Source organism: Natrialba sp. INN-245 (assembly GCF_009807105.1).
GTDB classification, from domain to species: domain Archaea; phylum Halobacteriota; class Halobacteria; order Halobacteriales; family Natrialbaceae; genus Natrarchaeobius; species Natrarchaeobius swarupiae.
Map to the genome: position 1 here is coordinate 174019 of NZ_WUBV01000017.1, position 20464 is coordinate 194482.

The 20464-nt window shown below is 64.7% G+C and carries 17 protein-coding genes; 11 read left to right on the forward strand and 6 right to left on the reverse strand.

The features are described from left to right. Positions 1-149 precede the first annotated feature (149 nt). Together GRS80_RS05680 and GRS80_RS05685 are read right to left on the reverse strand one after the other, a co-directional pair. A complete protein-coding gene (locus GRS80_RS05680; RefSeq protein ID WP_160046716.1) occupies positions 150-947 on the reverse strand; it encodes an endonuclease V in 798 nt (265 codons plus the stop codon). 79 nt (positions 948-1026) lie between these two features. Beyond that, positions 1027-1953: a rhomboid family intramembrane serine protease gene (locus GRS80_RS05685; RefSeq protein ID WP_160046717.1), complete on the reverse strand. Its 927-nt coding sequence runs from the start codon at positions 1951-1953 to the stop codon at positions 1027-1029. A 349-nt stretch (positions 1954-2302) separates the two neighbouring features. Here GRS80_RS05685 and GRS80_RS05690 point away from each other — a divergent pair, with 349 nt between their 5' ends. Genes GRS80_RS05690 through GRS80_RS05730 form a run of 9 tightly spaced genes read left to right on the forward strand, consistent with a single transcriptional unit; the run spans position 2303 to position 10950 of the window. Beyond that, positions 2303-3340: a monovalent cation/H+ antiporter subunit E gene (locus GRS80_RS05690; RefSeq protein ID WP_343161464.1), complete on the forward strand. Its 1038-nt coding sequence runs from the start codon at positions 2303-2305 to the stop codon at positions 3338-3340. After that, positions 3337-3618 carry a cation:proton antiporter gene (locus tag GRS80_RS05695; protein ID WP_149079962.1) on the forward strand — a complete coding sequence of 94 codons (282 nt, stop codon included), beginning with the start codon at positions 3337-3339 and terminating at the stop codon, positions 3616-3618. Before GRS80_RS05690 ends, GRS80_RS05695 begins: the two co-directional genes overlap by 4 nt. 14 nt (positions 3619-3632) lie before the next feature. Continuing rightward, a complete protein-coding gene (mnhG, locus tag GRS80_RS05700) occupies positions 3633-4064 on the forward strand; it encodes a monovalent cation/H(+) antiporter subunit G (RefSeq protein WP_160046987.1) in 432 nt (143 codons plus the stop codon). After that, a complete protein-coding gene (locus tag GRS80_RS05705) occupies positions 4061-4609 on the forward strand; it encodes a DUF4040 domain-containing protein (RefSeq protein ID WP_343161465.1) in 549 nt (182 codons plus the stop codon). Before mnhG ends, GRS80_RS05705 begins: the two co-directional genes overlap by 4 nt. Continuing rightward, positions 4609-5103 (forward strand): MnhB domain-containing protein, encoded by a 495-nt coding sequence (locus GRS80_RS05710; protein WP_160046718.1) that lies wholly within the window; start codon positions 4609-4611, stop codon positions 5101-5103. The genes GRS80_RS05705 and GRS80_RS05710 overlap by 1 nt, the downstream gene beginning before the upstream one ends. Then, on the forward strand, positions 5096-5467 hold the full coding sequence (locus GRS80_RS05715; RefSeq protein ID WP_160046719.1) for a cation:proton antiporter subunit C: 372 nt from the start codon (positions 5096-5098) through the stop codon (positions 5465-5467). The genes GRS80_RS05710 and GRS80_RS05715 overlap by 8 nt, the downstream gene beginning before the upstream one ends. Next, a complete protein-coding gene (locus GRS80_RS05720; RefSeq protein ID WP_160046720.1) occupies positions 5460-7058 on the forward strand; it encodes a proton-conducting transporter membrane subunit in 1599 nt (532 codons plus the stop codon). Before GRS80_RS05715 ends, GRS80_RS05720 begins: the two co-directional genes overlap by 8 nt. Continuing rightward, positions 7058-9121 carry a proton-conducting transporter membrane subunit gene (locus GRS80_RS05725; protein WP_160046721.1) on the forward strand — a complete coding sequence of 688 codons (2064 nt, stop codon included), beginning with the start codon at positions 7058-7060 and terminating at the stop codon, positions 9119-9121. Before GRS80_RS05720 ends, GRS80_RS05725 begins: the two co-directional genes overlap by 1 nt. Then, positions 9118-10950, forward strand: a complete 1833-nt coding sequence (locus GRS80_RS05730; RefSeq protein WP_160046722.1) for a Na(+)/H(+) antiporter subunit D — start codon at positions 9118-9120, stop codon at positions 10948-10950. The genes GRS80_RS05725 and GRS80_RS05730 overlap by 4 nt, the downstream gene beginning before the upstream one ends. A 93-nt stretch (positions 10951-11043) precedes the next feature. Here the strand turns inward: GRS80_RS05730 and GRS80_RS05735 are convergent, their stop codons facing one another. The 3 genes from GRS80_RS05735 to GRS80_RS05745 form a co-directional block, all read right to left on the reverse strand. Then, positions 11044-12207, reverse strand: coding sequence for a recombinase XerD (locus GRS80_RS05735; protein ID WP_343161466.1), 1164 nt, complete (start codon positions 12205-12207; stop codon positions 11044-11046). Positions 12208-12390: 183 nt separating this feature from the next. Further along, the gene (locus GRS80_RS05740; RefSeq protein WP_160046723.1) at positions 12391-14004 is read right to left on the reverse strand and encodes an alkaline phosphatase family protein; all 1614 of its coding nucleotides are present in this window, start codon (positions 14002-14004) and stop codon (positions 12391-12393) included. Positions 14005-14322: 318 nt separating this feature from the next. After that, the gene (locus GRS80_RS05745) at positions 14323-15333 is read right to left on the reverse strand and encodes a GNAT family N-acetyltransferase (protein WP_160046724.1); all 1011 of its coding nucleotides are present in this window, start codon (positions 15331-15333) and stop codon (positions 14323-14325) included. Positions 15334-15706: 373 nt separating this feature from the next. Here GRS80_RS05745 and GRS80_RS05750 point away from each other — a divergent pair, with 373 nt between their 5' ends. Both GRS80_RS05750 and GRS80_RS05755 read left to right on the forward strand, forming a co-directional pair. Further along, entirely contained in the window at positions 15707-16735 is a 1029-nt protein-coding gene (locus tag GRS80_RS05750) for a DUF1616 domain-containing protein (protein WP_160046725.1), read from the forward strand. Positions 16736-17119: 384 nt separating this feature from the next. Beyond that, positions 17120-18934, forward strand: coding sequence for an MFS transporter (locus GRS80_RS05755; protein ID WP_160046726.1), 1815 nt, complete (start codon positions 17120-17122; stop codon positions 18932-18934). A 78-nt stretch (positions 18935-19012) separates the two neighbouring features. Here GRS80_RS05755 and GRS80_RS05760 read toward each other — a convergent pair whose 3' ends face one another. Beyond that, complete coding sequence (locus GRS80_RS05760) at positions 19013-20167, reverse strand: glycosyl hydrolase (RefSeq protein WP_160046727.1); 1155 nt, start codon at positions 20165-20167, stop codon at positions 19013-19015. Between the last annotated feature and the right edge of the window lie 297 nt (positions 20168-20464).

The following is a 20464-nucleotide window of genomic DNA, read 5'->3' on the forward strand; positions in this document are numbered from 1 at the left end:
TCGAGGCGAGATACGACCGTGTGCGCTCTCTGACGTGAAAACGGAACCGGCGAGCCGACGGCGAACGTGACTCCCGGCCTTCGACGGGATACCAGCGGTGGCCACCACCGACTCGAGGTCGGCCGATAATCGGGGTGTGGTCGTCGATCTCACGTCCGTCTACGTTCGCGTTTGGCCTCGTCAGCGTAGGCGTCCGCCAGCCGAATCGGCTCCGGGAGTTTGTACGACGTCGCGAGGTCGAAAGCGACGTCCGCGGCCGTCTCGGCGCTCACCCGGTGGCCGGGGCTGACGTACAGCGGGTTGATCGACCGATTCGGCGAGTCGTACTGTCTCGTCTGGACCGCGTAGCCGAGCACCGTCCCCTCCAGAGCGTCGACTCGCCCGTTCGCTTCGATGGGAACGCGTACGCCGGGCTGGCGATTCTCGAGGTCCTCGCGGGGCTTGCCACACAGCAAGCTCTTCGCAACGCCGACGCTCGGTGCGTCGAGGACGACGCCGACGTGGGTTGCGATCCCAGCCTGGCGAAAGTGGATACGCCCGCTCCCGTCGAACAGGTAGCAGTCGGGGTCGACGGAGAGCTCCTCGAGCGCTGCGAGGATCGGCCCACCTTCCCGGAACGCGAGCAGACCCGGCACGTAGGGGATCTCGAGTGGCGTCACGGCGTGGACGCGCTCGATCACCTCGCCGCCGCGCATGGCGACGACCGCGCTCAGGGCGCGTTCGGGCTCGGAATCGAGGAGAAACGACTGGTCGACGCCGGCGACGATCGGCGTCTCCGCACCCGCCGCGGCCGCCTCGAGCGGGCTCGAGAGAGCGTCCGACTCGAACTCGAGGGAGTCTTCGAATATCGCGGCGTCGGCGATCTCCCGCTGGAGCGATTCCATCTCTTCGCGGGAGAGGTCGGCCTGTGGGGCGAGATCAGGGCGTGGATCGTGAGACGTGGTCATGGGTTAGCGGTCGTAGGGAGGAGAGGAAAATCAGTGTCCGGGTTGATGGGTGGCCTCGAGTCCGGTCGTCGATTCCGACTTAGAACCGTCGGCGTCCACCGGGACCGCCAGGACCACCAGGGCCGCCGGGTCCACCGGGGCCGCCGCCGAGTTGAAACTGGTTCGGTGCGCGAACGTTCTGTGTTCGTTTGACGTACTCGCCGTAGCCGAGGCCAACGACGAGGCCGACGAGGTGAGCCATGTGCGCGACGTTGCCGCCGCCGCCCGTTCCGATGAAGATGACGCTGATGAGTGCCGTGCCAGCGGTCAACAGCCAGATCGGGACGGGGAGGATGAAGTAGAGGTAGACTTTGAGACTCGGATTCAACACCGTGATAACGCCCATAATCGCGAGTGCGGCACCGCTTGCACCGAGCACGCCGGCGATCCCACCCTGGAATCCAGTGATAGCAACCTGACTGAGACCGGCGAGCGCGCCGCTGACGACGAACAGGATCGCGAACTTCTTCGAACCGACGTAGCGCTCCACGAGCGGGCCGAAGAAGAATATCACGATGCTGTTGAAGACGATGTGCATCAGGCTGCCGTGGGCGAAGACGGAGGTGACCCAGGTCCAGACGAACTCCGGATTCTGTGGCGTCAACACGAACACCATCCGGTGGACGCCGAGTCCGAAGATCGCCCCAACCAACTGCTGGGCAACGAACGTGAGCCACATCAGTGCGAGGAACGTGTAGGTCATGTTCCCGCGGAAGTAACTCAACGGCCCGCCGGGTCCGGTGTCGATCGGGAGTTTGGCGCTGATCCCCGATCGGCCGGAGGATCCCCCGTTTTGCACGCTATCGTCGAATCCGCTATTGAAGACGCCGTTCGGATCGTTCCAGTCCTGGAGGCCGCTACAAGAGTGATTCTCCGGCAACCTGTGGTCGGCACAGTAGGTTCCACCGCAGTGCCGACAGTTGTAGGGCATGCTTTCGTCTTTCCCACACACGTCGCACTTGGCCATTGACCGGGGGTATGTGTGGCACGGCTAAGGGATTTGGGGTTCACTGCAGTTCCGCCCGTTCTGTGCCGCTCAGTCACACGATTCGACCGTGGCTCGTGGCCTCACATCGTGGTCCGCTCCCGATGTGTCGTGGACCGGTACTCCCGGTGGACGCCGTATCGACACCCTATTTCTTGACGTTCGTGGATGGAATTCCCGAGACGAGTGCAGGATGTGAAATGAGTGGCGTGAATACATCCGAAAGGTGAACGCTGTCGGATAACGAAACCGTTTTCCTACGGCTACCGCTTGAGTCGACTAACAATCAGAGCCATGAGTAATCGACGACGACCACCCGGAGGGGTTTACCGTGGTGGATAACCGACTCCTCGTACCGCTGTCGGAGACACAGACCGTTCGACAGACGGTCGGCTACGCCGTCCAGTCCGGACTCGAGGACGCAGACGAACTCGAGATCCACTTGGTCGTCGCGTTGCCCTACGACGCCGAGGTACCGGAAGGAGAACAACAGATCGCGGAAGCGAAACGTCTGCTCTCGAAGGCCGAACGCTGGGGCGCGGAAGACGCTGGAACCGCGAATATAACGTTCGAGACCGACGTCCTCGGTACCGACGAGTATCTCTTCGGTCCGCGGGACTACGCCGACGTCTTCGGGTCGTACGCCGACGAACACGACGTCGAACGGATCGTTCTCGATCCGGAGTACAAACCGGGCGTGACGTCGTCGATTCTCCAGCCACTCGAGCGCGAACTCGACGCTGTTGGTCTCCCCTACGACGAGGCACCGGTCGAACGTCCGGCCCGTCACGAGCGACTGGTTGGAACCGGGACCGAACGGTTCGATCGGCACTTCGCGCTGTTCTGGATCTCCTTTGGCTTCTATCTCGTATTGGGCGATCCGACCTACTGGTTCGATCTCGTCACCGGCGTCGCGGTGGCGGGGATCGTCTCGTTCTCGCTCGCGAACGTGACGTTTTCCTTTCCGCTCCACCGGGTCGAATCGCCGCTTCGGACGCTTCGATTCGCGATCTACGTCCCTTACCTCATCTGGGAGATCGTCAGGGCGAACATCGAAATCTCTTACGTCATCCTCCGGCCGTCGATGCCGATCGAACCGGTGGTGACCCGCGTCGACGCCCGCGTCAGAAGCGGGCTCCCGCTTCTCGCGCTCGCGAACAGTATCACGCTTACGCCGGGGACGCTCGTCGTCCGGGCGAACGATCAGCGACTGATCGTCCACACGCTGATCCCACCAGCCCGCGAGGACCTCTTCGACGGATCGCTCGAGCGCGCGGTCAGGTTCGTCTTCAACGGCCGCGCGGCGGCCAGAATTCCGACGCCGCGTGAACGCGGCGACGCGGAGATCGTCGGAGGTGACGAGCTGTGATACCGACGTCGATCGAGGAGATCTTCCTCCTGGCGGCGGCGCTGTTCGTCCTTTTAGCGATCATGATGTTCTACCGTGCGGTCGCCGGACCGACGACCCAGGACCGTCTGCTCGCGGTGAACGTCCTCGGGACGAACACGGTCGTCATCCTGGCGTTGCTCGCGGCGGGACTCGACGAGCCGTGGTTTCTCGACATCGCGTTGATCTACGCGTTGCTCAACTTCCTGATGGCCGTCGCCATCTCGAAGTTCACGGTCGAACGAGGTGGCGTGCTGTGATCGACGCGATTCCGATGGGTGAACAGCTTCGCTTCGCCGCGATCGTGATCCTCGTCGTCGCCGGACTGTTCTTTACGTTCGTCTCGGCGGTCGGCGTCCTCCGTCTGCCCGACATCTACGCGCGGGCACACACCGCATCCCAGGCGGACACGCTCGGCGCCGGACTCGCGCTCGCGGCCGTCGCGCTCGCGCTGGGCTGGCAACACGCGACGGTGTACACTGTCTTGCTGTTGTTCTTCGTGTTCATCACGAACCCGACCGCGGCCCACGCGATCGCTCGCTCCGCGGCCGAATCGGGAATCACACCCGTGACGAGCGAGCCGACTGCGACCGACGGCGGTGAGCGGGCCGACGACGGCCCAGCCGACTCGAGCGCCGACCAGGACGACTCGAGCCCGAACCCCGACGGAGAGGACGGATCGACGGGCGGAGGTGGGTCGGCGTGAGCGCCGTCGCCTACACGCTCGTCGTCTTCATCCTGCTTGCGGCAGTCGCGACCGCCCTGTTCCGAGACGTCCTCTCGGCGATCGTCGTTTTCGGCGCGTACAGCCTGGGGATGGCGATCCTCTATACGTACCTGCTCGCGCCGGACGTCGCGATGACCGAGGCGGCGATCGGCGCGGGCGTGACGACGATCCTGCTGCTGTTGACGATCGCGCGTACGACTCGCCCGTCGACCGACCGGCTCTTCGAGCGGGTTCACCTGCCCGCGGTCATCGTGGTCGGTGCGTTCGTCCTCGTGTTGTTCACCCTATTGCCCGACATGTACGCCGTCGGCGATCCCGACGCACCGATATGGGGCGGTGGGGTACTCGAGGAGACGCCGTCGGTCTACTACGTCCAGAACACGTTCGCCGACACGGGCGCACAGAACGCGGTGTCCGCGGTGCTTGCCTCCTACCGTGGCTTCGACACCTTCGGCGAGGCGGTCGTCGTCTTCGCTGCCGGTGTCGCCGTTCTCCTCGTGCTGAAACGGGAGGTGTTCACGTGATGTCCCGCAGTGATACCCACGGTGATACGTACACGGAGAGTCAGGTGATCATGACCTCTGTCAAGATCATCGCACCGTTTACGCTCACGTACGGAGCGTTCCTGAGCCTTCACGGCGCCGATACGCCCGGCGGGAGCTTCCAGGGGGGTGCGATCATCGGCGTCACCGTCCTCATGCTCGCGTTCGCGTTCGGCATCGAGCCGACCCGGCGGTGGCTCAAAAACTCGGTCGTCGTCGGCCTCGTCACCGGCGGCGTCACGATCTTCATCGCGACCGGTCTGGCGACGATCGCACTCGGGGGGAACTTCCTCGAGTACGATACGTTCGTCGAGACCTTCGGCATCGCCCACTACTGGGGGATGGAGGCGATCGAAGTCGGCGGCGTCGCGTTGATCGTCGCCGGCGTCGTCATCACCCTCTTTTTCGCGACGGCGGCGGGCTTTACGCCCACCCGTCGCGAGGAGGGACTCGAGGAGGTGAGCCGGGATGATTGAGATTCTCGCGAGTCGCTACGCCTACGCGTTGATGTTCGTCCTGCTCGGGATCGGCATGTACATGATGATCGCCAACGAGAACCTCGTGAAGAAGCTGATCGGCGTCAACCTGTTCCAGACGGCGATCTTTCTGTTCTTCGTCTCGGTGGCCTACGTCCAGGATGGGAAGGCTCCGATCGTGCCCGACGATCCGGCTCCCGGCGAGTTGGCGATGGCCAGTCCGCTTCCGCACGTGATCGTGCTGACCGCCATCGTCGTCGGCATCGCCCTGACGGCCGTCGGCCTCGCGCTCATCGTCCGCATCCACACTGAGTACGGGACGCTCCGCGAGGACACCCTCCGGGAGGTGCGTGCCGATGAGTAGCGTCGAACTGCTTCCGGCCTTGCTGGTCGCGATTCCGATCCTGTTCGCGGCCGTCCCGATCGTCCTCGGGCTGCGATACGACCGAACCGGCTGGTCGGTCGCTGCCGTGACGACGGTCGGGCTGGCCGCCGCGACGATCGCCCTCGCGAGCGCCGTCTACGCGGACGGCCAGGTCGTCCACGTGCTGGGCGGCTGGGGCGAACCGCAGGGGATCGGCATCGAACTCGTCGCCGACGAGTTCTCGACGCTGATCGCCGTACTCGTCACCGTCACCGCCGCGGCCGTCCTCGCGTACACCCGCATCGGCGGCCCGCGCGGGAACACGTTCTACGCAGGCTACCTCCTGCTCGTCGGCGGCCTGCTCGGGCTTTCGATGACCGGCGACGTCTTCAACATGTTCGTCTTCCTCGAGATCGTCGGGCTGGCGACGTACGCCATGATCTCGAGCGGCGACGGCCCCGAATCCGCCGTCGCGGCCCTGAAGTACCTCATTCTGGGAACCGTCGGCGCCTCGCTGTACCTGATCGGCGTCGGCTTCCTCTTTATGGCCACCGGCGCGTTGAACATGCAGGTCCTCGGCGAGGCGATTCCGCAGGTCGCCGAGGCCGGCGAGAGCGATCTGACCCTGCTTCATGCGGCGTTTGCGTTCATCTTCGTCGGTTTCGCGCTCAAGGTCGCCCAGTGGCCGCTTCACACCTGGCAGCCCGACGCCTACCAGCACGCCCCGGACGGCGTGACGCCGGTGATCGCGGCGCTCGTCTCGACGGTCTCTGCGTACGCGCTCGGACGAGTGATGTTCACCGTCTTCGGCGTCGACTTCCTCGTCGCCACGCCGTATCTCACCGAAATCGTCGTCGCGGTCGGCTCGATTAGCGTCCTCGCAGGGAGTACGCTCGCGGTGATCCAGGCCGACGTCAAACGCATGTTCGCGTACTCGTCGGTCTCGCAGTTCGGGCTCGTCGTCGCCGCCTACGGGCTCGTCACCGAGACGGCGTTGCTCGGCGCGATCGTCCACCTGATCGGTCACGGGTTGATGAAAGCCGGCCTCTTCGTCGCCGCGGGCGTGATCGCGCTCGGCTACGGCGCACGAACCGTCGACGAGTACGCCGGCCTCGCGGATCGACGACCCGTCCCCGCCGCCGCGACGGCCGTCCTTCTGATCGCGCTGATCGGCATCCCGCCGTCGGTCGGCTTCATCGGCAAGTGGTACATCGCCGTCGGCTCCGTTCAAGCGGAGATGTGGCCCGTCGCCGCCGTCGTCTTCCTGAGCACTATGCTCACACTCGCCTACGCCGCACGGCTGCTCGAGAAGATGTACTTCACGCCGGCGTCGGCCCTCGAGTCGCCCCACGGACCAGGTGCGGTCGCGACCGACGGCGGTGAGCGAACCGAAGGTTCGCGATCCTCGTCGGAACCCCGATCCGACGGTGGAATACTCGTCGGCTCGAGTCGCCGCGGGTCGCCCGACGCGGTCTCGTTCGGTATGCTCGCGTTGCTCGTGAGTACGGCAGTGCTCGCGGTCGTCCTCGGCTTCGCCGGTGGAACGTTCGCGGACCTGCTCGAGCCGTTCGTCACGGAGGTGTTTAACTGATGGCTGAAGAATCAATCCTGCCGCTGGCCGCGGTTCTCGTCTCGGCTCTCGCGGTGTTCCTGATCGTCGCGTCGTATCGGTACCCGAACGTCCGCGAGGGGTGGTCGGTCCTCGCGGCGCTCGTGAAGTTCGGCATCGTCGTCAGCATGTTGCCCGGCGTGATGGACGGTACCGTCTACGAGTGGAGTCTCGCCGACTCCCTCGGGGTGGAGTTCCTCGCCGGCATCGACTTCGTACTGCGTGCCGACCCGCTCGGGATGCTCTTTGCCCTGCTCGCGAGTTTCCTCTGGATCTTCACCTCGTTTTACGCCGCGGGCTACATGCGCGGGCTGGACGAACACGCCCAGACTCGATTCTTCGCGTCGTTCGCCGCCAGCCTCTCGACGGCACTCGGCATCGCCTTCGCCGGTAACCTGGTGACGATCTTCCTCTTCTACGAGTTGCTGTCGCTGGTCACCTACCCGCTGGTCGCCCACAACGAGGACGACGAGGCCCGCATCGCCGGCCGGAAGTACCTCGCCTACACCTTCTTCGGCGGCGGTGTCTTCTTGCTCGCCGGGACCGTCCTGACCTACTGGCTCACCACTAGTGCCGATCCCGCCGGTGAGGGTACCCTGGCGTTCGAGACCGGCGGTATCGAACTGCTCGCGGACGCCGCGGCGGCCGAACCCGTCTTCGCACAGGCCGCCTTCTTCCTCCTGATCGCCGGCTTCGGCGTCAAGGCCGCCGTAATGCCGCTTCACTCCTGGCTCGCCGACGCGATGGTCGCGCCGACGCCCGTCTCCGGGCTCCTTCACGCCGTGGCCGTCGTCAAATCCGGCGCGTTCGGGGTGGCTCGAGTCATCTTAGACGTCTTCGGGCCGGGGTTGATCCACGACCTCCCGCTGTCGGTTCCCGGCGTGGGGGAGGTCGGGCTGAACGTCCCCGTAGCCATCCTCGCCGCCTTTACGCTGACGGCGGCGAGTATCATCGCACTCCGGAAAGACCACCTCAAACGGCGACTCGCGTTCTCGACGACCGCACAGCTCTCTTATATCGTGCTGGGGCTGTCGATGCTCCATCCCTTCGCCATCCTCGGGGCCTTGTTCCACATCCCCGCCCACGCGTTCGGGAAGCTCACGCTGTTCTTCTGTGCGGGCGCGGTCCACGTCGAGACCCACACCGACTACGTCAGCGAGATGGCCGGCATCGGCAAGCGGATGCCGCTGACGATGTCCGCGTTCGCAATCGGCGCGGCCGGGATGGCCGGCATGCCGCTGGTCGCCGGCTTCGTCAGCAAGTTCTACATGCTGATCGGTTCCGGCACCGTCGGCGGCGGCTACTGGATCTTCTCGACCGCGCTGATCGTCTCCGGTGTCTTGAACATCGCCTACCTCTGGCCGGTCGTCTACACGGCCTTTTTCGAGAGCGAGGACCGCCACGACGCCAAGCCGCTGCTCGAGTTCCCGCCGGGCGGCAAGCGCGAGTCGTACGTCGCGGACGACGCGGTCGCAACGGACGGCGGGGTGCCTACCGACGATGACGACGACGATGATGCCAGTAACGACGAGAGTGCAAGCGACGGTGACGATGACGACGTACACGCACCCAGCGGCCAGCCCCGGCCTGTCGACGACGCCGAGGGCGATACCGAGGCGAAGGGTGCGGGGACGCCCCTCGAGTCGGACGAAGATGACTCCGATACTCACGACGAGCCAGAAGACGACGATGGCGACTACGAACACGCCGTCGACCGGTATCCGAGCGATGCCGACGTCCCCGGCGGTCACGGAACGGAAGCGAGCCACACCGCCGCTCGCGAGGACCACGCCGACGACCACCACCACGGCGGGCCGCCGGCCGGTGGCTGGAAACGACACTCGCCGTTTACCGAGAGCACCTGGCTCATGATCGTACCGATCAGCGTCATCGCGGCCGGCGCGATTACGCTCGGGATCGTGCCCGACTACGCCGTCTTCCTCGAACTAGCGACGTACATCGTCGAGGGCGTCTTCGGCGTCGAGAGCGTCGACGAACTCGGCGGTCTTTCGCTGGCTGAGGCGATGGAGGTGAGCCGCGAATGATCGAATCCGACCTGCTGACGATGGCGTACCCGCCGCTTCTGGTCTTTGCGGCGGCGTTGCTCGTCCTCGTCCTCCCGCGAGCACTGGGCTTCGCCGTCGCCGCGCTCACCCTCGCGACCACCGTCGCGGTCGCCTTCTTCGCGCCGGAGGGCGCACACCTGACGACGACGTTCCTCGGCTTTGCGGACATCCAGCCGTTCTACATCGACGAGTTTACCCGAATGGTCGGCGGCGGCCTCGGCTTCCTCGGCGCGTTCGCCGTGATCTACGCCTACTCGAGCGACGCACCACGGGTGATGGCCGCGTTCGCGCTGGCGTACGTCGCGTCGGCGCTCGGCGCGGCGTTCGCCGGCGACTGGCTCGTCCTCGTGTTCATGTGGGAGATCATGGCCATCACGAGCACGCTGCTCGTCTGGCACCACGGCGGCGACGCGGTTCGTGCGGGCTACCGCTACGCGATCGCTCACGGGATCGGGGGAAGCCTGGTGCTGTTCGCGGTGATCGCCCAGTACGCCATCACGGGCTCGTTCGCGATGGTCGACGCCGCCGGCGAGACGGTCGGGATGGCCGACGGTCTCCCGCTGTTGCTCGCCGTGCTCGGCATCGGCGTCAACGTGGCGTTCGTCGGCTTCCACACCTGGCTTCCGGACACCTACCCGCGCCCGCACTTCGCGGCGTCGGTGTTCCTCGCCGCGTTCACGACGAAGACGAGCGCGTACGTGCTCTACCGCGCGATCCCGGAGGGGAGTCTCCTGCTCGCGTACATGGGCGGCGCGATGGCCGTCTACGGCGTCGTCTTCGCGTTGCTCCAACACGACATGCGCGCGTTGCTGTCCTATCACATTCAGGCCCAGCTCGGGTACATGGTCGCAGGCATCGGCATCGGCACCGCGATCGGTGTCGCCGGCGCGATGGGCCACCTGTTCAACAACATCCTGTACAAGAGCCTGCTGTTCATGGCCGTTGGGGTCGTCATCTATCGCACCGGCGAGAACGACCTCTACAAACTCGGCGGGCTCTGGCGCGAGATGCCGATCACCGCGATTGCGTTCCTGATCGGCGCGCTCTCGATCACCGCCGTCCCTGGCTTCAGCGGCTTCATCAGCAAGGGAATGGTGCTCGACGCGGCCGATCCGGGCTACTACGGCGCACCGGAGTATCAGGCGCTGTACTGGCTGTTGTTCATCGGCGCAATCGGCACGTTCCTCTCGTTCATCAAACTCGGCTACTACGTGTTCTTACACGGACCCGCCGAGCGGACGGTAAAGGATGCGAAAACCGGCCAGACGGTCGCGATGTTCTCCGTCGGCGGCGCCTGTGTGATTCTCGGCCTTCCGTTCATCGGCTGGCCGGTGTTCACCGATCTGTTGCCGCTAGTGGACGGAGTTACGGTGACGCAACTGGATACCGCACTCAACCCCTACAGCGCGGGTCACCTCACCGATGCGGCGATCCTGATCGCCGTCTCCGCCGTCGGCTTCAAACTCATCCGCAAACCGCTCTCGAAGCTCGATTACTCCGATCCCGCACTGATCGTCAACCCGGCGACCTACTACGCCGGGCGCTACACGATGCTCGGTGTCACCGACCTCTACGCCGCTGTCGACGCTGCCGTCGTCGGATTCGTCAAACGCTGCTACTGGATCGGAAACAACCCGGCGCTTGCGGTCGACGAAACCGCTCGGCGCGTGCCGGGACTCGAGGTCGAGAAGCGCCAACCAGCAGACGGCGGGAAACCGTCGACGATCCACCTGCGCACGAGCATCGGAACCACCGTCTTGCTGTTGACGATCGTTCTGACGGCAGTCCTCTGGTTGCTCGTCACCTGACCGCTCAATCGTTTTCACAGCCGAGCGGATCCCGGTGTGCGGGTTGAGCCGAAACGAACTATCGTACTGACAAACTGAAGAACTAACGAACTGTTACTCGCTGGCTTCGTCCTCGAGAACGGATTCGACGTCGACAACTGGCCGCCAGTCGGCCGGAACGGCGATCGTCCGGTCCGCGGTGGGAGTACGTAACGCGGGCTTCGACCCGGTCGCCTCCCTGCGAGAGCGATCGTCATCGATGTCGCTTCGAACGCGCCGCGGCGTGAGGGGGACGCCGTCGGCGTCGACCCCTGCGTCAGCACAGAGACGCTTCAGCACCGACCGGGCCCCCTCGGTCGTGATCGCTGGCGGCGCAATCGCTCGTTCGCGGGCGAGTTCGATCGCCGTGCGGTCGGCAAACAGCGCGTCGATCTCCTCGGTGTCGTGCCCGCGTTCGTCGAGTTGCTCGCGAACGTGGCGGGCGATCGACGGCGCGTGGCGAGTCGGAAACAGCGGCCAGTCGTTCGTCGGCGGATCGAGAACGACCCGGTAGCGTCGAAGTGGCGTCCGGGCCTGTGCGAGCATCGTCACCTCCTCTGCCCGCTGGGTTCGCCCGAGCACCCGGATCGTGCCGGTGTAGAAGTCGACGTCCTCCCAGGTCGCACCGGACCGCCGGTCGTCCTCGGGGACGCGAAACAGCTCCGCCCCGCGGGCACCCGAGTGAGCGAGTACGGCGACGAGCGCGTACTCGCGCAGTCGCGTCAGCCGCTCCTCGGAATCGAACGCGTCCGCCGTCGCCTCGAGCGCCCGAGCGCGAACGAACCGCTCGAGACGGCGACGGTGATCGACTGCCTGGCCGTCGTCGCCTCGGCCGTCGGCGACGTCCGAGTCGTCGGAGGGTAACACCGACGCGGCCGCACCCGTCGTCGCCGGGTTCCGAGGGATAATGCCGCCACCGACACACCACGAGAGAAACGCCCGGACGACGGCGAAGTAGGTTCGTGCACTCGAGGCCGTGAAATCGCCGCGGTCCGTGCGTTCGTCGAGCGATCGAGCGTACGACCGCAGGTGAGCGGCCTCGAGTGCGACGACCGAGTCGACGTCGTGGTCGCGTGCGAGCCAGTCGGCGAACCGTCGCAGGATCGACTCGGCGTTGACCGCGTACGCGCCGGCTCCAGGGCCGTCGGGGTCGGCGACGGCCTTCCGCTGGAGGTAGGCGTCGACCGCGTTGTCGACGGTGACGTCGGTCACCCGACCGTCACCCCGTCGGACGACCACCGATCGCTCGACGATGCCATTGGTCGTCCGGTACTGACGGGCGGATCTAAATTTGTGTTTCGGTCTCACACCCCGGGTGTGCAACGGTCGGACAGTCACCAGTCCGTGACGGGCGGATGGACGGTTACTGGTCCGTGACGATCGGACGGTCACCGGTCCGTGACTGTCGTCCGATTGTCGCGGTCACTCGAGGTAGCCGAGATCTGCGAGTCGGCGCTCGACGCCTTCGTCCGCCGTTTCGACCGAGGTGTCGCGCTCGAATCGTGGATAGGAGTCGACGCCGGGGGAGTCGACACACGGGAGCGCCGATCCGTCCATTCGTTCGTCGGCCGGGACATCGAACGTCGCGAGGACGGTCGGTGCGACGTCGAAGATGTGGGCGTCGCCGAGGCCGCCCGCGTGATCGATATCAGCGCCACGGGCGGCGAACGTCCCCTGAAGCTTGTGGTTCCAGGGCTCCGACGGTGGACCGAACTGCTCGCCGTGAAGCGTCGCCGACAGGAAGTGATCGAAGTCGGCAGGGACCGTCACGACGTCGACGGCGCGTTCGCTCTCCGGGCCGTGAAAGTACTCCTCTCGCGGGCGAACCTCTTCGAATATCGCCTCGCCGTCGGCCGTCGTGACCGACCTGAGCGCGTCGATGAGTTGCATTCGGACGGCTTCGTACTCCTCGGGCGGAACGACACCCTCCGGATCCCGACCCTCGAGGTTGATCCGGACGCCGAGTTCGATCCGGGATCGGACGTACGCCGACGACGCCGGGAAGTCGACCTGATCCGCCCCGGCGTTGACGAGACTCGTCGGCGCGCGGGCCGCGACCGCGTCGGCGAGTCCCACCCATCCGAGGACGGTCCCGATCCGCTGGCTCGTGAGACCGAGCCCGGCGGCGGACGCCATCGCGCGTTCCGCGAGCCCCGGTTCGTACTCATCGGCGTCCGCACCGCGTTTGAGGCTGTCGTCCCGGACCGTCGCCCACGTCGGCATCCCCTCGCCGCCGCGTCTGGTCTCGACGTGGCCCTCCTCGCGGAGGAACTCGTTGACGCGAAACTCCACGCCGTCGTACGGACCCATCCCGTGGTCGCTGACGACGACGACGTTCGCAGGATCGGTCGCCTCGAGGGTCGCGCCGAGCTGTCTGTCGAGTTCGCGGTAGATAGCCCGGATCGCCGCCTCGTCGTCCGGCGCTTCGTGGAAGATCGAGTCGGTCGCCTGGAACTCGAGGAAGCCGAAATCCGGATCGAACCGGTCGGCGAGGTACCGAAAGGCCTCCCCGCGCATGCGTACGCAATCGCTGTAAGCGTCGCCGAGGTCCTCGGCGTTCTCGTCGGGATAGACGCGGTACTCGCCGACCGCGTCCCGGACGTCCGCGAGCAGGCCCTCGGGGTGACAGTCCGGATTCTCCGGAGCGGTGTAGCCGGGGATCACCGCCCCGTCGAACGCCCGTGGCGGGTGAGTGACCGGAACGTTGACGACGACACTCGAGAAGTCGTGCCGGTCGAGGTGTTCCCAGACTGTCCGCTCGCGGACGTCGGTCGCGTTGACGACGTCCCACTCGTAGCCGTCGAACTCGAGAAAGCCGAAGACGCCGTGTTTTCCGGGGTTCATTCCCGTGTACAGCGAGGGCCACGCCGAGGCCGTCCACGGCGGTATCTGGGACTCGAGCGAGCCACTCGTCCCGTCGCGGTAGATCGATTCGAGCGTCGGTACCTCGTCGTCCTCGAACAGCGGGGCGAGCACCCGGTCGCAGGCCGCGTCGATCCCGACGAGCAGCGTTCGGAGGGAAGATCCGTCGTCCATCGTCGACGACTCCGTGGCCTCGTCCCTTGGTTATGGTCGCGGTTATCGCCGACTGGCCCGGTTAGTTACGCTCGACTCCGCCAGCGTCACGACTAGCCGCTATCTATTCGGATTCGATGGCTGTCATGCTCGAGACACCGTCACGAACGTCGAAACGCCGATAAATCCGTCCATACCGCCGTATCGGCCACGGTTTTCGGGACGGATTCACTCAGCCAGCGGGCGACGAGGAACGGAATCTGATCGAACCGACGGACAGACTCGAGGAGGTGACGCCGTACCTCGACGCGGTTGCGGCCCACGAGCGCTGACTCGTCCTCACTTGACGCTGTCGTAGACCGACGCCGCCGTCCGCATTCCCCAGGAGCCGTACTCGAGGCTGTAGTACGTCTCGAGGCCGGGATTGAACTTGGCTTTGTACCGGTTGATCCGGCGGGTGTCTGCGCCGACGAGGTCGTATCGCTCGAGTCCGGAGTCGATCCCGTCTTCCATGATCGCCCAGTCGAGCAGGTCGTTCGTCGGGACGTCGACGTCGGCGTCGGTTCTGACGCCGCCCATCCACCGCCCCGTCCGCGGGCCGTACTCGAGTGCCAGAATGCCGCCGACGAACTCGCCGTCGACCCGCAGCGTGTACGGGCGTACGTGGCCGTTCTCTGTGCGCTCGGCGAGGTCCGTGACGAACTCGAGCGGAACGCCGAAACTGATACCCTGTGACTCGTACCGGCGTCTGACCTGATCGTAGATGAGCCGGATCTCCTCGGTGTCGCCGACCTCGACCGTGTAGGCGTCGTCGTCGGTGTTTCGAACGTTGCTCCGAGCGTCGCTACTGAACGTCATCAGGAGATCGTCTTTCGAACGCGTGAGGTCGACGGCGTACGTGTATTCGGGGTTCGCGTCGTACCCCCGCCACGTGAACGGACGCACGTCGTCGAATCCCGTCGTCGTCCTGACGTGGCCGTAGCTCGGGTTCACGTGTTCGTCGATCCACTCGAAACAGCCGTCCATGAAGCGCTGTCGCCGCCGTTCGCGTTTTCGACGTTTCGGCGACGCACACTCGAGTAACGCCGGCCCGAGATACGGCACGCGGAGGTGTGGCGGCGGCGAAAACACCGTCGTCACGAACCGCTTTCTGATCTCGAAGACCGGAAAGACGCCGACCGGTTCCTGGCCTTTGAACCCGATCAGCGGGTGCAACGTCGCGTCGGCGTGGTCGGCTTGCACACGGAGCGCCTCGAGTTCGTGACACATCGTCCCCTGTGGCGACCGTCGGACGTACTCGTTCCACTCCTCTACGTCGTCGTCGGTCGCACGTCGAACGTCGACGCTCATGGTCCCCTCGCGGCGGTGTTCCAGCTTCGGTCGTCCCGGCGGTCGAAGATATCGGTCGCTCGACGTCTCATACCCGGTTGATCGCTCCACGACCACTTTGTAAGCATCCAGTTTCTACCGGCTCGACCGACGGATCGCGGGCCCGTCCGTCGCGAGTTCGAGCGGTCCTCGACGTCACACACCCAGGGTCATCACGGGCGTCCCAAACCGAGTTCTAATTCGTCCGAATCGACGTCTCGTCGAACCGACAGCCGGAGTTGATCGGACGTACGGCCGATGGTGGGCTCATTGTCTCGAGTTCGAACCGGTCAGCTGGGTTATGCGACGAGTAACTATGCCCGGATCGCTCGAGCAACCGATACTGACCGGATAGATGAAAGACCGCTCGACACAACAGTACCAGTCGTCCACCGCCGTCAGACAGGGTAGTAAACAGCTCGCCGCGCGTCTCCCGATGGACCTGATCGGCGTCGCCGGATTCGTCGTCGTCGCGGCTCTCCTCCTCGCGATCGTCGACACCGGCTCCGCGGTTCTGCGGCTCGTGGTCGGATTCCCGCTTTTGCTTTTCGTGCCGGGGTACGCGACTGTCGCCGCGCTGTTCCCGCGTACGGCGGGCGACGGCAGACGCGAGACGAACTCGCGCCCGTTGATCGATCGACGGAGCGTAACCGACGGAGAACGCGTCGCACTCGCGTTCGGGCTGAGCCTCGCGATACTCCCGTTGCTCGGACTGGTGATCGCAGCGGCCTCCTGGGAGTACTCGACATCCGTCGCCGTGGGCGTGGTCTGCGTGTACGCGTTTTCTGTGGCCTGTATCGCCGCGATCAGGCGTCTGCGTGTTCCGACCGAGCAGCGGTATCGACTGGATCTGATGCAGCGGGCGAGCGCACTCCACGCGGCCGTTTTCGAGACGAATTCACCGGTTCACACCGCCGTCAACGTCGCACTCGTCGTCGCCGTGCTGGTCGCCCTGACGACGGTCGGCTACGCGCTCGTCGCTCCCCAGGACGGTGAGCGGTACACGAGCCTCGAGATACTCACAGAGGGCGACGACGGCGAACTCGTCGCCGATCCACCCTCAGAAATAGATTCCGGCGAGGAACTCTCGTTCGTGGTCGGCATCGAAAACCGAGAGGGTGAGGAGATGGAGTACACGGTGGTGGTGCAAGAACAGTGGGTGTCAGACGACGGGGTCATCGACCGCCACGAACACGATCGGATCGAAGCCCAGGTAAGCGACGGCGAAACTGCCTACGGCGACCGTGAGATCACGACCGAGGCAACTGGCGGCGACGTCAGAATCGCCGTGTTGCTGTACGAAGACGACGTCCCGGCGAACCCGACTACCGACAACGCCTACCGATACGGCTACTTCTGGACGGAGATCGTCGACGACGCCTGATCGGCCTTCGGTTCGGTCACAACTCGATCCACGTCAGTTGGATAGTAACAACTGAACCGATCCACACCGATACTACAACTGATAGGGATTATCGTAGGAGTTCATCGGTTCCCAGTGAAGAACCGAGAGACAGTACCGAAAGAGAGGATTCGAAACCGGTGGTTGGCTACGATAATCCCTATGAACCGACCCACACACCCATCGTCGATCCGTCTGGCGATCGGGTGTACAGTGACGGTCAGTGGCTACTATCGCCCATCAGGTGGGAAAAACACCCGACTCGAGTTCTCTCGGACTAACTCAGTCGATTGGTATTAGGATGCTTCCCGTCGGCAACTGGTGTATAACAAGGGCGGGGATCGGACAAGGGACGGATAGCCTCGAATGTCCTCACACGCTGCGGGTTCCGACGAACCGATTCGAAAACTGATACTCACTGGTGGCTTCCTGGCCGTTACGGTCGGCGCGTTCGTCGCGCACACGTCGCCGGCGGCCGGATACGAACTGTCGATCTACGCGAGTACACCCACCGCGGTCTGGTTCGGGCTGGCGGCGGCGATGCTCGTCTCGCTCGCCGTCGCGTTCGCCCCCGCGACCGACGGCTCGAGAACGCGTTCGATCGCGCTCGTCCTCGGCGGGCTGGTGATGGCCGTCTTCGCGGGGTTGCCGATCGTCCGGGGGTATCACTTCTACGGACACCACGACGCGTTGACGCACCTCGGCTGGGCGCGAGGAATCGCCGAGGGATCGATCTCGCCGTTCGACCTCCTCTATCCCGGCATTCACACCGTCTCGGTGTTCGTCAACGCGGTCGTCGGTATCCCGATCACCAGGGCGCTGTTGCTGGTCGGAGTGTTCTCGACGATCGCGTTCGCCGTCTTCGTCCCGTTGAGCGTCGGAACGATCGTTCCCGACTCGCTGGCGGTGTCGATCGCCACGTTCGGTGCGTTCTTGCTCTTGCCGGTGACGACGATCTCGACGTTCATGCACCCACACGCGATGACACAGACGATCCTGCTGTTCGCCCTGTTCGTCTTCGTTCTCCTGAAGTACGTGACCGCGGACGAGCGTCGGTCGGCGGGACTCCCGATGCTCGTTGCAGTCGTCGCGATCGCCGCGGTCGTCTACCACCCACAGTACGTCGCACACATGCTCGTCGTCATGGTCGGAATCTGTGTAATTCAGCTTTTCTTTCCGCGGCTCCCGCTTGTTTCGCGGACGAAAATCGCCCGGCAGGTCGCCGGACATCAGCGTCTCTACGGGCTGACACTGTTCGTGCTCGGTGCCTTCCTCCTCTGGTCGGCGAACCACGGCTTCTTCTCCGGTTTCGCCGGTCGAGCGATCACGTCCGCACTCGAGTACATCCTCACGGGCTCCGGTCAGGCGGGTGCGTCGATCGTCGCACAGGGTGGCTCAGTTCTCTCGATCGGCGGCAGTCTGACGGAGGTCTTTCTCAAACTCTTCTTCGCCCACCTGGTCGTGACGGTACTGGCGACGGCGCTAATCGCGACCGTCTTCCTCGTCGGCCGACCGGCCCGGTTTCCGGACGTCCCGGCGACGACCGTCTATCTGGCGACCGGGCTGGCGGGGCTCTCCGCCCTGTTCGTCGTCTACTTCGCGAGCGTTACGAGCGAGATGTACTTCCGGGTGTTCGGGTTGATGATGGTGTTCGCCGTGATCCTCGCGTCGATCGCGTTCCACACGACGGTTCGTTCGCTCTCCGCTCGGATCTCGCCGCCCACGATTCGGACGGTCGCCGTCGGAATCTTCGCGATCCTGTTGATCACCTCGCTGGCTGCCGTCTACGCGTCTCCGTACACGTACGGCCAGACCCACCACGTCTCCCAGGCGCAGATGCACGGCTACGAGACGTCGTTCGCGAACGCGGGTGAGGAGGTCGAACTAGCCGGGTTCAGGGGGTCGCCGAACCGCTTCGCTGACGCCATCTTCGCCGCCGAGACGCGGACGAACGAACACGCGAGCGTCTCGCCGGAAACGTTCGAACAGGGACCAGGCGAGTACTACGGTATCGAACAGTATCTGGTCGTCTCACAGGTCGATCAGGAACGCGAGTTGATATCGTATCAGGGACTGCTCTACTCCGAATACGACTTCGACTCACTGGACGACCGTCGCGACCTCGACCGCGTCCACGCCAACGGCGAGGTCACCACCTACCGCGTGAATCCGGGCGCCTAACGCAGTCGCGTCGGTCCAGATCTCGAGAGCAACGGTCGGTCCGAGAATCGTTCAGTGACGTCCGCTCGAGTGGTTCCCTCACGCCGGTTTCTGGCCGTCTTTTCGCTCAAGGGGTCCCTCGCGTTCCGCGGACAACCCGGTGAGCATCCGGTTCGAGATCACGCGTACTCGTCCGTCGTCTCGATCGGTGTTGTAGGGGTTTACGAACACGCCTCGAGCCGGATCGCGCGAGAGGAAGACGTATGCGTTGGCAATCGGAACGACGTGGCCCGGATTCACGTGGTCGGCCGGCGTCGTTCGTTTTCGGTAGGCGACGAGTTCGTGCCAGTCGGTGAACTCGGACGCCGAGGAGGCGGCGACCACGGCGGCGCGGTCCGAGTGGACTGACTGGGACTTCGGCCCCGTACTGTCCGTTCCCGCCTCCATCGACGTCGAGAACAGGGCCCACAGCTCGTCGCCGACACGGAGCGTCTCCGCGTAGTAGACCGAACTCGAGAGCTCGTGGACCGTCTCCGGCCGTGGATCGTCGGCGTCGAAACGATCACGCGATAGTTTCCTGATCGGCTTTCGTTGGCTGTAGACGCTGTCGACGCCCCAGAGGACGGCCGACGGCGTAAACGCGAGTTCGACCGCTCGCCAGGTTTGATCACCGCTGCCAACGGGCTCGAGGCGGCCGTCGCGAAGGCGGCCGATTCGACACTCCGGGTCCGCGTCACCGGTCGTGACCCACACCTCGCCTGTGTAGGGATCTTCCTGTACCGCGTGGACGTGGCGGACGTCCGCGAGCGCCGCGGCCGTCGACCACGTTCGACCGTCCTGGGAGGACAGAATCCTGGGCGTCGTCTCGCCGTCGAGCGGGTACTCGCCGAGGTAGATCGTTCCGTCGCTCACACAGACAGCGCTCGGCAAGATTCCCATCGGCGCCGACGACGCCGGCAACGTTCGGACGACCTCCCAGGTTCGTCCGTCGTCGGTCGAGCGATACAGCCACCGATCGGCGCTCGCGAGCAGGAGGTCGTCGTCGATCGACCAGACGTTGACAGCCGGGAACCGACCGGTAACAGTCGTGACGAGCGATCGAAACGGCCTCGTCGTCTTCAGTGTGAATCCCACACCCCCTCCCGGCGGGGCCGGGAGACGGCCGATCGTCGCCGACCCGTCTCCGCCCTCGAGGTAGATCGTGCGTCCGACCGTCGCGAGGATCCGTCCGTTGTGGATCGTCTGGAGTTTCATGAGAGCAGTCGAACCGGTTCGTTCGGTTCGTCTCCTCGAGACGGTCGACGTGGGTTTTGTAATCCGTCCACTGAATCTCTACCGGGGCAGAGAGTCAGTTCTACCTGACGTCTAGACCGATCATTGTAATCTATCTCCTGAATACGATTTTCCGATAGATAACATAAACAGACGTACAGGAGTTCGATATCAACGAAACAGACGATCGCTTCGACGGCCGAAAACCCGCAGACTGCGACGCCGTATTCGACATTAACTTTTTCGTGAAGTTATAATTTACCTTCCAATAAGGCAAAA

What these genes read in the sequence shown, in the direction of transcription:
- GRS80_RS05680 (WP_160046716.1), bottom strand. Translation starts at nt 947, where the DNA reads ATGACCACGTCTCACGATCCACGCCCTGATCTCGCCCCACAGGCCGAC.
- GRS80_RS05685 (WP_160046717.1), bottom strand. Translation starts at nt 1,953, where the DNA reads ATGGCCAAGTGCGACGTGTGTGGGAAAGACGAAAGCATGCCCTACAAC.
- mnhG (WP_160046987.1), top strand. Translation starts at nt 3,633, where the DNA reads ATGGGTGAACAGCTTCGCTTCGCCGCGATCGTGATCCTCGTCGTCGCC.
- GRS80_RS05710 (WP_160046718.1), top strand. Translation starts at nt 4,609, where the DNA reads ATGTCCCGCAGTGATACCCACGGTGATACGTACACGGAGAGTCAGGTG.
- GRS80_RS05715 (WP_160046719.1), top strand. Translation starts at nt 5,096, where the DNA reads ATGATTGAGATTCTCGCGAGTCGCTACGCCTACGCGTTGATGTTCGTC.
- GRS80_RS05720 (WP_160046720.1), top strand. Translation starts at nt 5,460, where the DNA reads ATGAGTAGCGTCGAACTGCTTCCGGCCTTGCTGGTCGCGATTCCGATC.
- GRS80_RS05725 (WP_160046721.1), top strand. Translation starts at nt 7,058, where the DNA reads ATGGCTGAAGAATCAATCCTGCCGCTGGCCGCGGTTCTCGTCTCGGCT.
- GRS80_RS05730 (WP_160046722.1), top strand. Translation starts at nt 9,118, where the DNA reads ATGATCGAATCCGACCTGCTGACGATGGCGTACCCGCCGCTTCTGGTC.
- GRS80_RS05740 (WP_160046723.1), bottom strand. Translation starts at nt 14,004, where the DNA reads ATGGACGACGGATCTTCCCTCCGAACGCTGCTCGTCGGGATCGACGCG.
- GRS80_RS05745 (WP_160046724.1), bottom strand. Translation starts at nt 15,333, where the DNA reads ATGAGCGTCGACGTTCGACGTGCGACCGACGACGACGTAGAGGAGTGG.
- GRS80_RS05750 (WP_160046725.1), top strand. Translation starts at nt 15,707, where the DNA reads ATGAAAGACCGCTCGACACAACAGTACCAGTCGTCCACCGCCGTCAGA.
- GRS80_RS05755 (WP_160046726.1), top strand. Translation starts at nt 17,120, where the DNA reads ATGTCCTCACACGCTGCGGGTTCCGACGAACCGATTCGAAAACTGATA.
- GRS80_RS05760 (WP_160046727.1), bottom strand. Translation starts at nt 20,167, where the DNA reads ATGAAACTCCAGACGATCCACAACGGACGGATCCTCGCGACGGTCGGA.